This window comes from Aureibaculum sp. 2308TA14-22 (genome assembly GCF_040538665.1).
Classification (GTDB): domain Bacteria; phylum Bacteroidota; class Bacteroidia; order Flavobacteriales; family Flavobacteriaceae; genus Aureibaculum.
On the sequence record NZ_JBEWXT010000001.1, the window covers coordinates 3,341,625 to 3,359,422 of the forward strand.

The window sequence follows — 17,798 nt, forward strand, 5'->3', positions numbered from 1 at the left end:
TTTATATATTTAGAAATATCATAATTTGTTTAATCTCACCGGTTCTTTCAAAAACCATTGCACTAGTTTTAGCATCCAATTTCAAATGGTCAAATTCTAAAGTGTTTTGGTCGTAAAAAATTACTTTTAAACCTACTTTCTCTGATAATTTATAAATAACAGGGATTTGACAATATGTAAAGCAAAGTGAATCTTTTTCCAATACTATTTTATGAAAGGTTTTATGAATATCGTTATAAGCGAAAGTTTTCGTTTCAGTTAAAAACTCAGCTTTTCTTAATAGTATCGGATTAAACTGTAGCTTTCCTTCTTCTACAAAAACACCTAATTCACCAAATCTACTTAAGATATCTTCTTTAACCTGACCTGTCATTCCAGGTTGTTGAGCACCTTTACCTGCAGGAGTATGTGAATATGGATCTGTTGGAAAGGCACCATATAATTTTGGAGATTTATGAACGCCAATACCTTCATTGATTTCATAATAATGTTCTAACAGCCGGCCTTTGATTTCTTCGCTTTCCTCATTATAAATGGCCAATAAACAATTTTCCTGTACTGCCAATAATAACTTTGAAACCATATGCCAGTAAATTGAACCTAAACCTTCATAACCAAAAAATGTTCCTGATCTCCCCGTAAATGATTTATGATCAAAGATGTCTTCAAAAATATTAAGCAGTAATTTTTCTTCGCCCTTAATTAATGATTGATATTTTTCACTGGACAAGTCGTTTAAAGCATTTTTTAAACTAGTTGCATTATTGAAGTTGCCATTAAAATGATATTGACCTAAAATATCTTTTTCTATAATCTGGGTGTTTCTATCAGCGACAAGTTGTTTCAATAATTTCGATTTATTAACTGCATCTTCGGGAATATTATTCTTATTTACGAACCTTGGTAATTCTTTATTTGGATATAAAATGTAACTATATTGGTCTTCCCTAAATAAAGCACTTGCCTTTAAAGCATCTAATAATTCCAAAGCTTCTTTTGGCGATAAATATCCTGAACTTAATACAGCCACTTGACCTTCTAACATCTCTGATAAATAAGAAATAGAAACTTCTTGTTGATTTTCTATTGTCATTAAGTTATAAGAATGGTATAAATTATCTTGACGCTTATTTGCTTCAATGGTATGCTCTGTATACTTTTTTATGATGTTAAAAAACTCCAAAAGCTCTTTTTTTGAGATTTGAGATTTTTTGTTTTTGAATCCGTTTTTATAGACAGACCATCTAAAATTGCTACCTGCTTGTCCAACTCCATCTAAAACTGTTTTTCTATTTTTATCAGCTATTTTTCCTGACAGCATTGTTTGATTTGCTTTTAAAGTAGCTACTACTGATTCAAAGAAGGTTACCAGTTCAACTGAAATTTCGACAGTATCAATATCAGATTTTAAAACTACTCGTTCAAAAAAGTTTAGAAAACGTTGTAAATAGCAAAGTGTTACCATAGAAACCCCGTTACCCACTAATGCATTATTTGCATCGTTCCATTCGGGTCTTTGTGTATTTAACCAAATACCTCCTTCTGGAATAAAATTAGATACTTTTGCCAACACTGTTGCCAATAATTTCTCCATCATATTTACTCGGTAAATCGAATCGTTTGCATCTCTTAACAAAGCTCCATCGGCACCTATTCGGTCTCTTAAACTATTTATCTTGTAATCTAATTTATCGTCAAAATCAATTGTGTCTTTTGGATTTAACAAGGTTTCCTGATAACTTTTTATCTTATAAGGAACATTTGCATACACAAATACATCATCTGTAAAACTATTTGACAATCTGCCGGGGTAGTAGTTTTCTATAAACTCTAAAAACTTTAATAAATAAATAATTTGATGATCTCCCCAATAACCAATATAAGACCAGGGATCTTCAGGTTCAATAGTTTCCCAATCAAAACCATCTTTGGTGACTCTGTAAGGATTATATCCATCAAAAGTAGTTGCGTTTAAGAACTTATGAATCATACCTTCTATAAATTCAGGGTATGAATGTGCTAAGGCTTCCCAATTTTGGAAAATATCTCTCCAGTTTCCTTCGTAATCTAAAATTTTTGAACCATCGATTTCACTTCTTGTATTGATAGAAAAACGATTCCAAGGCCTACTTGGATCTCCATGCCTTCTGCTAAATTTAAGTGGTAAATATTCAAAACAAAGCCTTTTAAAATCTTTATCGCTATCTTTTTCAGCTAGGGCTTTTATAAAGTTTGAGTTAAATAACTCAGGAAGTTGAGCTAACGTTCTTTCTTTCCTCTCAGATAATTCTTTATTTGCTTTTTCAATAAATTTTAGAAAATCTGCTTTTTCAATTTGATAATTATCATCAAAAATTCCGCCCCTCATTATATTGAAAAGCGTATTTGCAAAGTGTCTGGTATTTCTTAATTGATCATTGCCCAGTTGTAATCCATCTGCCGCTCCTGTAAGCTCCAATAGGTTTTTTGTTCCAGCTTCAATATCCTGTTGAACCAATGCTGATAAATTGGGTTCATTTTTTATTTTTTCAGAAATTTGATTTATAGAACTTATTGTTTGGTTTACATTGGCGACTAACATCCAATTGACAATTTTATTAGGCTCTAGAGTCAACTCCTGCACCGTAAAATAAGCACCTTTCGTAGCTTTTAAATCTGTTTCTTGACGAATATTCTCTCCATTTCTAAACCTGTCTAACTGCAAAGAGGATATTAAATAGGTGGGATTGTCTATACCCAAAGACCAAACAATATTAGACTTTAATGCTTCACTGGGCTCTGCCTTATCCACTATTATAGCACTTAGAGCATATAAACCAATTCCAGTTTCAGTCTCTAATTCACATTTTTTGTATGCATCAACTAGATTGCTATAGCTGTTTTGCAATTCTGAACCAATACCGTAAGGGATTATGTTTTGAACGCCGTCTAAAACTGCTGCATTAATTCTAGAATTTGTATTATTTATTAATGTTGACTTCCTTATAAAACCATAGGTGTCACTTGTACACCACTGATATCTAAAAGAAACACCTAACTCTTCATTGACCTCTTCAAAAACAAGCTTATTTCCATAATTATTTTTGTATAAATTTCTTTTTGTTTTATAAATACCTTCATACTTATTTGAAAAAGGTTCCCATAACAGCGTTTTATCGTCTACCTGAACTTGAATAATGGTTTTACTTCCTGTAGTTTCGGCAGATTCGTTTATTTTATCATCTGTATAATATGGAAATAAAGCGTATTCTGCATTTTTTCTACCAGCCGTTAGACCTCCATTGCTAGAAATAAACATCCAGTGGTTAGAGTTACTTACAAGGCTCATAAAAAAAGGTCTCATACCATCACTATTGGATATTTTGTAATAAACTTCGTTATCAAAATTTATTTCTTCACCTTTTACATCCAATGATATATTCTGAACTTTATTTTTGCCTATAAAAATAGTGTTCTTAGCCATTTTTTATAATAATTAATGAAATAACCTACGAATTATGATAAAAGGTCGAATGGTTACTTTATCCGACCTTTTAATAACTAACTCAAAAATTTATTGATAAATCCTCACATATTCTATTTCAAGGGTATCTTCGGTAAACCCTGGATCTATATCACCTCCTAATGTACCACCCATTGCTACATTAAGAATGATAAAAAAATCCTTATTAAAAGGTAAACTACCCAAATTATCAAACTCGTAAAAAACTACGTCATCTAGCATTATGAATACCTTGTTCTCTCTCCATTCTAATGCGTAGTCATGAAATTCAGAATCAGCATTTGCAATACTTGTTTTACTTCCGGCACTTGCATTAGAACCATTATGGTTCCAATGTAAAGTTCCTAAAACTTCATTTTTAGCATTTCCAGTTTGCTCCATAATGTCAATTTCTCCGCAAGTAGGCCAACCAACGGTGTCAAAATTTGCACCAAGCATCCAAATAGCTGGCCAAGTACCTTGTGTAGAAGGTAACTTTGCTCTCACCTCTACTCTTCCAAAAGTAAACTCTTGCAAGTTTTCAGTTTTTAATCTAGAGGATGTATAACCACCATTACCATCTGATTTAGCAGTTATTTTTAGAGAACCACCTTCGACAATTACATTTTCGGAATTATGGGTATAGGTTTGGTCCTCATTATTACCCCAACCATTATTCCCTGTTCCTAAATCGTAGGTCCATTTGGCAGAATCGGGAGCTCCATCAGTATCAAATTCATCTGACCATACTAACTTTAAGCTTTTACCAGAGAAAAACACTTTAGCGCTTTTCAAAATGTTAATAGAGTTATTGGTTTCCGAATAGGCAATAGCAGTTATTGAATGTTCATTTATTCCGCCTTCATCAAAAGTAAAGTCTATTTTACCGTCTGTACTTTTTTGTTCAACGCCATTATTAAATTTGAATCCATATTTTACAGCATTTGTTGCGGTGGCAGTACACTTAATTTGTCCTAAACCATCACCATATGGGATGTTTTGATTTGCTCCAACAATTTCTATATTTAAGGTCAGGTTTGAAGGAATTACCTCTTGATTAGGCATATCTTTTGAATCACCTCCACAAGAATATAATACTCCCAACAATAATATAATGGCTATTGAGCCGAACTTCAATTTACCCATGATTTTAGTAATAATATTAGTGCAATAATTTAAGTAGAAGAGAAGGAACAAATTTGTTCCTTCTCATTTTATTTTATAGAGCCTACTCTGCTATTAAAACAAACCACCAATCAAATTCTCCATTACCATCAGTAGTTCTTAATGTCATTTCATTAGCTGAACGGTCAAATATTTCGTATTTATGATTCCCTCCAGTATAGTAGCCCATAAAGCCTAGACCTGTTAAACTAATTGTTTCAACGCCACCAGGTGCACTTAATGACCAGCTTTCGGTATAATCAGCATAAGTATAATTCAATATGTCTGCACCATCAGCAGTTCCATCGCCTGGCCCTCCTATTTCATTTATTAGATTTTCTCGTCCAAAAACAGTACCACCCGTTGCATGTGTAAAGGTTCCATTTTCATCAAATGTATATCTATCATCATACATTCCAGTACCAGCTTTACTATCAGCTCCTGCAGAAAACCATTCTGCAAATATTCCTCCTCCAACAGGTCCTAAACCAAAGTGTGCACTTTCAGATTTTATTCTCCAAATTTTTGAACCACTGCCAACCAACATCTCTAATAAATCAGCTGGTGGCTCGTACAATGCTAATACTTCTAATTGTACTGTTTTACTTGAAGAGTTTCCTCCTGTCCCATATGCAATTACCGTTACTGTATACGTATGTAAACCTGTAATGGCAAAGTCATAGGTCATTTCTCCTTGTGGAGCTAACCTCGTTTCTCCGTTATAAACGAAATGATATGCCAAGGCATTATCCGCATTAACTTTAAAATTAACAGTTCCACTGCCATCTCCATTAGGATTATTGGCGTCAGCACCAACAATTTCAGCAGTTATAGTGACATTTGAAGGGGCTGTAATGTCTCCCACATCCACTGTATCGTCTTGACAACTGCTAAATAATAGCAACGTAAAACATAAAAGGCCTATGATATATTTATAATTTTTCATAATTGTTATTTTAAATTTTAATTAGTTAGAGCAAATTCATCATAATAGTAAACTGAATCATCTCCAGCATTTCCAAAGTCAAAGAAAATAACTACCCTAACATAGTCTGCTGGTGGAGCGTCACTGAAGTCATAAACAAGCTCTTCCCATGCATTGGCTACGGAAGAATTTAAATCAACTTCATGGGTTACACTCGCATCTGCATTTTCAAGTTTCAGTTTAACGACAACACCATTTTTAGGAGACCAAGTTTTTACACTTATTTTATTATAAGTATTAAAATCTAGAGGATTGACCTCAAAGAATGTACCCGCCCAAACTTCTGAACCAGCAGTTTTTGTTAATTGGGCCACATTGCCAGTTGTGTTTGTACCTGTAGCGTCTGGATTTGCAATTACTTGAATATCGGCAATATTGCCAAATACGGTGAATACAGGTGCAGCACCTTCAAAATCTTGAAAAACTTGAGGAGGAATGCCTCCTTCATTTATCAATTCAATTTCATCATAATAATAAACCGAATCATCTCCAGCATTTCCAAAGTCAAAGAATATAACTATCCTAATATAATCTGCTGGTGGTGCTCCACTAAAGTCGTAAATTAATTCTTCCCATGCATTTGCTACAGATGTATTTAAATCTACCTCATGTGTAATACTAGCATCAGCATTTTCAAGCTTTAATTTAACAACTGCTCCACTTTTAGGAGACCAAGTTTTTACACTTATTTTACTATATGTATTAAGGTCTAGAGGACTAACTTCAAAGAATGTACCCGCCCAAACTTCTGCTCCAGCAGATTTAGTTAATTGAGCCACATTTGCCGTTGTATTAGCTCCAGTAGCGTCTGGGTTAGCAACCACTTCTGTAGCTGCAATATTACCAAACACAGTGAATGTAGGTGAAGCACCTTCAAAGTCTTGAATAGGCAGTTTTGACACTCCAACAGACGGTACTGCCTGCTTTATGTCATCGATATAAAATGTCCAATCATCTCCACCTGAGCCAACAGTTCCAAAATCAAAGAACAGAACTACTTTTTGATACTCTTTAGAAGTATCAATATCACTTAAATCGAATGTTACTTCTTCCCAGGCACTATTACCAACTGTAGTTGCTTCTTTTTCAAAGAAAATTCCGCCATCAGCAAGGTTTTCAAGTTTTAATAATACCTTACCACCAGCACGAGGAGACCAAACATTCATTTTAATAAGTTTTTTATTACTAAAATCAATAGGTGACGATGTTGTAATGACTGTACCTGCCCAAATTTCTGGGGTACCTTTCACAATTTTTCCAACCTTGGCAGAACTATTACCATCTGTATCTGGATTATCTATTACCTCTGCTGAGGCTCCCCCAAAGCCGATAAATGTACTTGCATCGAAAATTTCAAAATCAATTGGCAACTCAGTTGGTGCAGATACGGTAACAACAGTAGTTGTTTCTGTAGTTTCTGCTCCACCACTCAAGGCTACAACTCTTATCGTATAATCGCCTACTGCTGGATATTCAAAACTAACTTCACCATCTAAAGTAAGCGGCGTTGGATCTTCATCAGGATTATTTGTATCAAAAAACACATTAAACGAAGCTGCGTAGTCAGCCGTAGCAGAAACATTTATTTTGAATGGGTTTGATGAATCAACATTAGCCGTAACTTCTAAATTTTCAGGAGCTCTAAAAGAAACCATCAATTCCTGAGTTGCTTCGCTAATTAAGCCTGTAATACCTTTAGCTATTATTTTTATAGTATAATTGCCTTCAGGATAAATATTCTGAACATTTTCACCTTCTTTTACAGTTACTATCTCAGAACCATCTCCTAAATCAATATTATAAGACACTGCTCCTTCACCATTAGGAGTAATTGTTACCAAACCCGTATTGTTTTGGGTAATAGTATATGCTGCTGAAACATTAGTTGGAGCAGTTACTTCGTCTAAGAAGCCGAAGTTATCTTCTTCTTCACATCCTGTAAAGGAAACTAAGAAAATTAATAAACCGATTGTATATTTTATTGTTTTCATAATTTATAGTATTAATATCCTGGGTTTTGAGACCAGATATTACCGGCCAATTCAATTTCTATAGATGGTATTGGAAAAACTTCATGTTTACCAGCAACAAATCCATCAATCTCTTGTGCAGCTCTTCCAGTTCTAACCAAGTCAAAGAAGTGGTGTCCTTCACCAACCAATTCAACTCTACGTTCGTGATAAATAGCATCAATTAAATTTGTCCCGCTACTATTTATATCAGGTAAACCAGCACGAGTTCTAACTCTATTTAGATAACCTCTAGCGGTTTCGTCTCCTAATCCACCACGAGCATAGGCTTCAGCTCCCATAAGTAACACATCGGCAAAACGAATGGCTCTATAATTATTTGGATTTGTTAGATTTTGATCTCCAGTATTGGCATCACCTTGACGGGAAATATATTTTCTATTATAATAACCTGTATGTTCGAATCCGGTAACAAAAGTAGCTCCTGTTGAAGTGGCCCAAGCATCTATATCTAAAATGGCTGTTTCAAACCTTCCGTCTCCATCTTCAAACTCATCAACTACTTCTTGTGTAGGGACATTAAAACTAAAACCAGACTCAAATGTAGGCCCACTGTAATTGCGTATACCATTAAAGCCAACAGCTACATTACCTTCACTACATTGTAAACAACCAAATCCGGCACCTTCTTCATCTGTATATTGAATTTCAAAAACTGATTCAATATTATTCTCATTATCATTTTCAAACATTGTAGTATAATCATCAAGTAAATCATAAGGCCCTGAAATAGCTTGGTCAAGTACAGTTGCTGCTTCGGAAAATTTATCTTGAAATAAAAATACTTTACCCAATAAAGATTGAGCTGCTCCTTTAGTAACTCTACCTGCCTGTGTTTGTGTAGCTGGTAAATTATCAGCAGCAAATTGCAGATCAGATTCTATCTGTACATAAATTTGAGCTTTTGGTGTTCTGTCAAGGCTTGTCTCATCACCGAATAATATTCTTTTATCAACTGCCAAAGGCACATCACCAAACCATTTTACCAATTCAAAATAATAATAGGCTCTTAAGAACCGAGTTTGTGCTAAAATTTCATTTTTGCCGGCAAAATCAATATTATTTTGAAATTCCATTATAAAATTTGTTCTATTAACTCCTCCATACATCCAACTCCAAATATCTCTCAGTTGAGCATTTACAGGTGTATGAATCATATCATCTATTTCTTGGATACCAGGAACATCAGTTGCACTTTCGCCGCCAGCCAGTGTATTGTCAGATGCTATTTCACCCAGCATTACGTTTAAGTATGTTGATTGCAATGGATCATAAGCTGCAAGCAATGCACGCTCATAATCTTCAGTTGAATTAAAAAAGTTCTCAGAATTTTCACTTTCTGGCTTAACATCAACAAAGTCATCACCACATGAAAATGACACAAGCATTAATGCTATAAGACTTATATAGTTTATAATTTCTTTTTTGATTTTCATAATCTTAAAATTTAATATTTATACCAAACAAATATGTTCTAGGAACTGGATAGAATCCAAAATCTATACCACCACCTATTGGTGCTCCTGATGATGCTGAGGGATCAAAACCTCGATATTCAGTAAATGTATATAAATTATTTACGGAAGCGTAAATTCTTACATTGTCTATTTTAGTGGCTTCTTTAAACTTATCACCAAAGGTATAACCCAATTGTACATTTTGAATTCTCACATAAGAACCATCTTCTACATAAAAGTCTGAGAAGAGACTATTTGAGTTTGCCCCATTAGTAACCCTATGAAAAGAGTTTGTACTTCCCTCGCCAGTCCATCTATTTAAAAACTGAATTCCTTTGTTGGTTTGATTTTGCTGACGTTCGTAGTTACGAACAATATCATTACCAACCGAAGCATAGGTATATGTACTAAAGTCAAAATTCTTATAATTAAACCCAATGTTTAAACCCATAGTAACATCTGGTATTGGGTTACCAATATCTGTTCTGTCATCTGAATCTATAGCTCCGTCTCCATTAATATCTACATATTTTAAATCACCAGGTGCCGCATTTGCTTGATTGGCATGTGCATCCACCTCTGCTTGATTTTGAAATACTCCATTTGTTTGAAGTCCATAAAAATAACCTATTGGAAAACCAACTTCCATTCTTGAAGGCGGCTCTTGTCCTACACCAAATTGTCCACCAGTTAAAAAGTCTGTATTACTACTAACCGCTAAAACTTCATTTTTAAGCGTTGTAAAATTATAGCTTATATTAAAATCGAAATTTTCTGACAACCTGTCTTTATAGGCTATTGAGAATTCAATACCTTTATTTTCTACAGTTCCAGCATTAATTGTCGGTGCTGAGGCACCAGGAGCAGCAACTCCCAATATTCCAGATACAGAAGGTACTAACAATAAATCTTCCGTCTCTCTACTAAAATAATCCAACGTAACGTCAATTTTATTGTTTGCAAATTTAGCGTCAAGTCCAATGTCTAAGGTCTTTTGCTTTTCCCATTTAATTTCAGGATTTGATAAAGCACCGGCTGCCGCACCAAACGCCCTAGTTTCGTTAAAAACATATACACCTTCTCCATTTAATAAAGAGACGTATCTAAAATCACCTATTCTGTCATTACCTATAACACCATAACTACCTCTAAGTTTTAAGAAGTTAACAGCATCACCGTTATCAATTAAGATAGCCCCTATTGATGCAGATGGAAAATAACCGAATCTATTATTTGGAGCAAATCTTGTTGACCCATCACGTCTTATAACACCTGAGAATAAAATTCTACCTTTATAGTCATATTGTACCCTAGCAAAATAGGATAATAATCTTTGATCAAACTTTTTGGGCTGTTGAAACAAAACATCTTCTACATCTGTAGCATTTTCAATAGTAGCATTTTCAAAGGCATTATCTGGTATATCAAAACCTTTAAAATTAGAAAATGTTCCCGTGGTTTTGAAAACCGACATACCTAATAAAGCCTTTACATTATGATTTTCAGCAATTGTATTTTGATAGGTTATAAAGCTATCCCAAGTATAATCAGTATAGGTGCTTCTTATCTTTTGAACCTCACTTCTGTCCTTATTAAATACTTTACCAGAACCATAGAATGCCTGAGGAGAAAATACTTTAGTATTTACTAAGGCATGATTGAACTGGTAACGCGTTTCAGCAGTAAAATTTTTAAAGAAATTATAGCTGAGTCCTGCAACAAAACTTATTTTGTCGGTTTTATCTTTGTCATACGTATTTTCTATTTGTGCTAAAGGGTTTATAACTTCATTTCCTAAGCCTTCTGCTAATGTATAATCACCATTTTCGTCATAAACAGTTAGCGTAGGATCCATATTTAATGCATTAAACAAAATTGAACCTAATGCATTTTCAGATAATTTATTTTTATTAGCATCTGTATATATAGTAGAAAAATTAAATTTAAAATTCTTTAAGAAATCCAAATTATAATTGAAACGTGTTGAGAAACGATTGAAGTTTGATTTATCTCCCCCCACAATACCATCTTGCGTTAAAAAATTGGCTCCATAACTATAAGAAGAATTTTCGCCACCTCCATTTAGGCTTATACTATAATTAGAAATAGGTGCAGTTTCAAAAACTTCATCTTGCCAATTGGTTCCTGATCCTAAATTGGAAATATCAGTAAACCTAGGCGTCATACCCCCAGCCGCAAATGCTTCATTATTAATGACAGCATATTCAGTAGCATTTAAAACGGGAATCTTTCGCGTAGTTTCTTGAAAACCAACATAAGAGGAGAATTCAAATTTTGGTGACATGCTCTTTCTACCTGTTTTAGTAGTAATTAAGATTACACCGTTCGCAGCTCTTACACCATAAATACCAGCGGTAGCATCTTTTAATACATTAATGCTTTTTATATCACCAGGGTTTATAGTACTTAAATCCTCAATGACGTTTCCATCAACCATTATTAAAGGTCTACTATCACCATTAGTCGAAATACCCCTAATATTAATAGTAGCACCACTACCCGGAGAACCTGATTGTGATGTTATGTTAACACCAGGTACTTGACCTTGTAGGGCCTGCTCTACTCGAGTCGGTTTTAAATTCTCTATAGTTTCAGCACTAACAACGGTTACAGCTCCAGTAACTTCTTTTTTACGTTGTGTACCATATCCAACGACAACAACTTCATCTAAAGATTGAGCATCCTCTTGAAGTTGAATTGTTAAAAAGTCACTACCAGTTATAGTAACCTCTTGATCGGTAAACCCAATAAACGAGAAAACTAAGATGTCTCCAATCGTTCTCTTGGTAATAACAAAATTTCCATCGAAATCTGTAGTAACTCCGGTGGTAGTATTCTTTACAATTACATTTACACCGGGTAAGGGTGAATTAGTAGCTGCCTCAAATACGGTTCCTTTTATTTCTAAATCTTGGCCAAAGACCAACATTGAAAAAAATAAAAAAATGATAAGCGATAAATTTGATTTCATATGTTTATTATTTGATGTGTTAAAACTACATACAAACATTGTTCAAACAAAAAAAATCACCTCAACAAAAAATATACAGCATTATATATGATGTAATGTTAATATAGTAAAGAAATGGGTTAATTTAAAACATTTTATAGTGTTCATAGGTATTACAACTCCATTTTAAGCTAGGATTAAGACATTTGGAAAATCTTAAAAAGTATAAAATAAAATTATAAAGATATGTTAATGTTGAGGTAATGTTGAGGTAATAATGCCAAATGATGTAGTGTCTAGATCTCTAAAATGTAGTTAATTAAGCTATCTTCATGAGATAAGTTTAATTTTTTGCGTAAACGGTACCTTTTAATTTCTACACTTCTTACCGAAATATTAAGTAATGGAGCTATTTCTTTAGAGGATAAATTCAGCCTTAAATAGGCACAAAATCTTAAGTCATTTGGAGTTAAATCGGGATGAATATTTTTTATTTTTTTTAAGAAATCTTTGTCTGCATTGTTAAATGCTTCTTCTAAAAATTCCCAATCTTTATTATTATTGATGTTCTTATTGATAATCTTTATAACTTCGGTCTTTGCTTTTTCGGAATTTTTAATTAGTAATTCCTTTTTAATGCTACTTAATATTTCATTCTTTTTAATAATACTCATAGTCGAAATGGCCAATTCTTTATTTTTAAAGTCAATATCTTTTTGCAATTGCTCTTTTTCGATATTCATTAGTTGCTCTTTGGCTTTTAGTTCTTTTAAGGCTAAAACACGCTTGTTGCGTTCTAACAATAATTGACGTTGCCTCTTGTAATACCGTTTATAATTTAAGTGAACAAAAAAGCCCAAAAACAATATTGATAGAGCATAAATTACATAGGCCATCGCTGAACGATACCATGGTTTATCAATTCTAAAAGTAAATGTCGCAATATTGTTTGATTCCATTTCTCCTACTTTAGCTCTTACTTCAAAAGTATAATCTCCGTCAGGTAAATTTTGATAAACGGTTTTATGATCTGCTGACCAATCCGACCAATTATCTCCTCTCCCTAATAAACGGGTTTGGTAAAGAACAGGATACATAGCGTTGTAAAATGGTGCAGCATAATTGATTTCAAAGCCGTTGGTATTGTATTTAAATACTTGGTCTTCGCTGTGTGCAATTTTTGAAATAAAATCATTCTGAATATTATAATTTTCAATTTCATTAATTATGACCTCGAATTCCTGATTATTTTCATGATTTACATCAATTAATGTAAACCCATTAGATGATCCCACCAAGTAATTATTAGCATCAATTTTGGTCAATTTTTGAAATCCTTTCATAGAAGAAAAAAGTGTCATCGGAAATGGTACCTTTTTAAGTTCTAATTGATTGCTGAGTTGACCTTGCTTTAAATTTATGAGATTGTCCTTACCAAAGAGCCAAATTCCGTCCTCATTTACGGTCATTCTACCCGAAACAAAATCATCGTTTATAAATTTAGAAATAGAATCATTTCTTATAAATTCCATGGTTTCAGTATTATATTTAAAAAAGCCATGTTTACTTGTATAAAAGATTTGATCTTTATATTTACTTAATCCCGAATTTTGATATGAAATAAGGCTATCAAATTTTTTGATGTTTGTAAACTCAGTAAAATTTGAGTTAAACTTAAGTTCAAATACACCTTTATATTCATGGTTTACAATAATTTTATTATCCGCAAATTCAAAATATTGACTTGAAAAATCGAATCCTTTTAATTTATGTTGATATACCCAATTGCCGTCAATTCTTTTGAGAACATGAATTCCATCATAATTGCCCTGTAACAACAATTCAGGATGATTAGGTACTTTCCTAAAAAGCCAACTTCCCAAAACATCTGCAATTTTAATGGCTTTACTGTCTTTTATAATAAACGTGCCCGAATTATGACCACAAAATAATGTTCCATTATATTCAAATAGAGTCCAAACTTGTCCAGAAGTATTTGGAATAATTTCGTATTCATCTAAACTATTATCACTCTTATAAAACAACCCCTGATTACTACCTAAATAAATATACTGATTGTACTTAATAGCATCATAAACAGTACCTATTTTACCCCTCCTATCGTTAAAAATTTTTAAGGAAGTATTTACATTAATGTAGTTGATACCATAATCTGTACCTAGCCATATTGTATTGCTACTGTCTTGAAATAGAGAAAGTATCGTATTATTGGTTAATCCATTTTCTTGCTTTATATGATCTGTTATATTACCGTCAGAATCTACGATCATTAGTCCATTAGAAACTGTTCCAAGAGCCATACGTCCATCATTTAATTGAATTGCTGAGTAAATCGTCGTATTTTCGAAAATACTATTTAGTTGCTCGTTAAGCGGTTTATTATCATTTTTACCAATTTTAAAAATACCATTATCGGTAACAGCAACTAAATTATTTTGAAGCTTAAATAAGTTGATTACGCTTTTACTATTAATCAAAGCGTCAGATATGACTAACTTTTCTTGCCCTTCTTGTAGGGTATAAATACCTTCCCTCGATACATGAAAATAAACTTGATTATCAAAAACGGACAGGCTATTAAGTGAATTATTTACGGTCTGGTATCTATACTTTTTACTTTTTAGATTATAAAAATAAATTCGCCGTCTTGATCTGAATAATATCCAATCTTTATAATGTTCTATTTGCCAAAATTCTTCATCTTCAATGATGTCATTTTGAATTGTTTCACTGAGTTTTGTAAATTCAAGCTCTCCAAGTTCATTTTTCTCATAATATCCAAACTCCATATAAGAACCTACATATATTCGATTATTAATTACTTTTACCGAACGCATCGCAGAGGCATTTGGCGTATTATATAACTTCCATGATGCACCGTTATAGGTTAATAAACCCGCACTATTTGCAACATAAATTATTCCTGATTTATCTTGAGATATAGACCAGTTTTGATTATCTGCTAAATAATCACTAGGTAAAAAGGATTTAAGCGGAGGTATTTCTTGTGCAATAATTGACTGAGCAATACATAAAGAAAATATAAATGCGATCAATCTAATCATGGTATGGAATATGCAATAATTCTTGCTCCTATTTTTGAAATTCTAAACTTGTACCTTTTTATCTCGACTTACTCTGCCTTATTCTTCACGTATTTCTCCAACCATTGGTCTTGTTCCCAAAGCAAGTGCAAAATACTTTCTTTAGCTCTATAACCATGACTTTCTTTAGGTAACATTACCAATCTTACTGTTGCTCCTAGACCTTTTAATGCGTTGAAATAGCGTTCGCTTTGTAGTGGATAAGTTCCTGAATTGTTATCTGCAGCACCATGAGTTAACAATAAAGGCGTTTTCATTTTTTCCGCATGCATAAACGGCGACATGGTGTAATAAACATCAGGAGCTTCCCAATAATTACGTTCTTCACTTTGAAACCCGAACGGTGTTAACGTACGGTTATATGCACCACTTCTTGCAATTCCTGCGGCGAATAGATCGCTATGAGATAATAAATTGGCAACCATAAAAGCTCCATAACTATGTCCGCCTACACCAACACGATTTCTATCAATATACCCTAACTTGTCAACAGCATCAATGGCAGCTTTGGCATTTGCCACCAATTGTTTTCTAAAAGTATCATTAGGTTGTTCATCACCTTCACCTACAATCGGAAAAGCGGCATCGTCCAACACCACATAACCCTTATTTACCCAATAAATTGGCGAACCCCAATAGGGTGCAATAAACCCGTTGGGGTTACTGGTGTTTTGTGAAGCACTACTTTTATCTTTAAATTCTCTAGGGTAAGCCCATAGAATCATCGGCATTTTATCTTTTTTCTCTTTGTCATATCCTACTGGTAAATATAACGTACCTGAAAGCTCCAGTCCATCATCACGCTTATAGGTAATCACTTCTTTGTGTACATCTTGAATAGCTTTAAACGGATTTTCAAAAGAGGTTAATTGTGTTAATTTTTTATTTCTGACACTTCTGAAATAATAATTTGGGTATTCACTTGGGGATTCTATCCTAACTAATAATTGGTTTTTATCCACGTCATAATCGTTCAAATTTTCCAATTTATTGGTATATTTAGACTGATATAAACGTTGTTTGGTTTTACTTTTTAAATTCATTCTATCCACAAAAGGAAACTGTCCTTTTTCAGAAAACCCCCTCCCAATTAAATAAGCATTATTTCTCTTATCTAGAGCCAGTACATAACTGCCCATGTCGTTTCTTTTAGTAATAAAAGAGCCTGGATTTGCATAAACATCTTGGTAATTCCTATCATTAATAACAATAGGTTTTTGACTGGCATCAGACGGATTAAATGTATATGTTTTGGTGTTTCTGGTATTCCACCAATAATCGTAAGCTATAGCCATATTGTCATTTGCCCATTGTATGCCAGAATACCTATTTATTGTTTTTAAAATGGATTGCCCATCTCCTTTAAACGGAGCTTCCAGCTGAAAGACCTCGTCTCTAAAATCGACTTTATTTTCTGGGTCTCCACCATCCAATGCTTTGGCATAAATGAGTGTTGCCGGTTTATCGGTACGCCAACTCAAGTTTCTTCTACCTTTTTCGGTTGCCATAAAACCTTGGGGCAAGTCTTCCAATAAGGGAGATTCCAACACTATAGCTATTTCCATCCCATTTTTGGCATAAATCTTAGTTTTAGAGGGAAAACGACGATAGGTTACTATATATGAAAAGGGTTTTTCAATAGTATTTACCATAACATAATTACCGTCAGGAGAAAAAGTTATGGATCCGTACATTGCCGTTTCCAACCATTTTAGTGAAGTTCCATTTAAAGAAACTTTATGCAATTCCGACAACGCTAACTGTTCAAAATTATGTTCATCATTCGGGTTTTTTAATAAATCTTGATAGGTTCTGTTTTGTGCTTTTTTACCATCATTTACAGAAACTGTGGGTCCATCAGGTACTGCTTCAGCTGTATTTATTAAGTCCTTTCTATCTTCTGATAGCATTTTTACCAAGATATGCTCACTGTCCTCGAACCAGTTTATAACATCTCGCATATTGGCATTGATATTAGCGTCTGTTAATTTTTTGGCACTCGCATTTAAGATATCAATTACCCATAATTCAACGCCTTCTGGAGAAGTTTGTGTAAAGGCCATCTTTTTTTGATCTGGACTCCAACTTAAATTCGCTATTCTTGGATTTTCAGGTAAACCAGATACTTGCATCAATTCTGCTTTTTTACTGCCCAAACTTTTCATTTTAATATTGTTATAATAGTTAGTTCTACTACCAATATTGGTTTTTGGGTTTATACGCAATCCGCCCAAACGCATTTCATCTTCAGAAAGCTCAGCAATAGTTTTAAAAGCATCTCTATAAAGAAAAATCATAACAGTTTTTTTATCGTCCATTCTAACGGATGGAGCCAATGGCACATCAACCAAATCTAAAATTTCTTTAGATGGTTTTTGATAGGTAACATTTACTTGGGCGTTTGTACTTAGAATAAAAAGGAATAGGAAAGCATAAATTATTGATTTCATGGCGACAGTATTAGTGATTAGATATAAAAGTGAATAATGTTCAGCAATTTAGGAAGAATTAATCAATTTTTAAACTATGGGATGCTGATTTTATTTAATCATGTTTTAAAAATATCTCTCATAAAGATGGCTAAA

The 17,798-nt window shown here is 33.4% G+C and carries 8 protein-coding genes; all 8 read right to left on the minus strand.

Features of this window, described 5'->3' with window-relative positions:
• Position 1 precedes the first annotated feature (1 nt).
• A complete protein-coding gene (locus U5A88_RS14915) occupies positions 2-3,463 on the minus strand; it encodes a hypothetical protein (protein WP_354207765.1) in 3,462 nt (1,153 codons plus the stop codon).
• Positions 3,464-3,553: 90 nt separating this feature from the next.
• On the minus strand, positions 3,554-4,627 hold the full coding sequence (locus tag U5A88_RS14920; protein ID WP_354207767.1) for a glycoside hydrolase family 16 protein: 1,074 nt from the start codon (positions 4,625-4,627) through the stop codon (positions 3,554-3,556).
• Positions 4,628-4,709: 82 nt separating this feature from the next.
• Positions 4,710-5,591 (minus strand): glucan endo-1,3-beta-D-glucosidase, encoded by an 882-nt coding sequence (locus U5A88_RS14925; RefSeq protein ID WP_354207768.1) that lies wholly within the window; start codon positions 5,589-5,591, stop codon positions 4,710-4,712.
• A 17-nt stretch (positions 5,592-5,608) separates the two neighbouring features.
• A complete protein-coding gene (locus U5A88_RS14930) occupies positions 5,609-7,621 on the minus strand; it encodes a hypothetical protein (RefSeq protein ID WP_354207770.1) in 2,013 nt (670 codons plus the stop codon).
• 11 nt (positions 7,622-7,632) lie between these two features.
• A complete protein-coding gene (locus tag U5A88_RS14935; RefSeq protein ID WP_354207772.1) occupies positions 7,633-9,096 on the minus strand; it encodes a RagB/SusD family nutrient uptake outer membrane protein in 1,464 nt (487 codons plus the stop codon).
• 4 nt (positions 9,097-9,100) lie between these two features.
• Positions 9,101-12,109, minus strand: coding sequence for a SusC/RagA family TonB-linked outer membrane protein (locus tag U5A88_RS14940; protein ID WP_354207774.1), 3,009 nt, complete (start codon positions 12,107-12,109; stop codon positions 9,101-9,103).
• A gap of 275 nt (positions 12,110-12,384) precedes the next feature.
• On the minus strand, positions 12,385-15,174 hold the full coding sequence (locus U5A88_RS14945) for a triple tyrosine motif-containing protein (RefSeq protein WP_354207775.1): 2,790 nt from the start codon (positions 15,172-15,174) through the stop codon (positions 12,385-12,387).
• A gap of 68 nt (positions 15,175-15,242) precedes the next feature.
• A complete protein-coding gene (locus tag U5A88_RS14950; RefSeq protein WP_354207777.1) occupies positions 15,243-17,663 on the minus strand; it encodes an alpha/beta hydrolase family protein in 2,421 nt (806 codons plus the stop codon).
• Positions 17,664-17,798 lie beyond the last annotated feature (135 nt).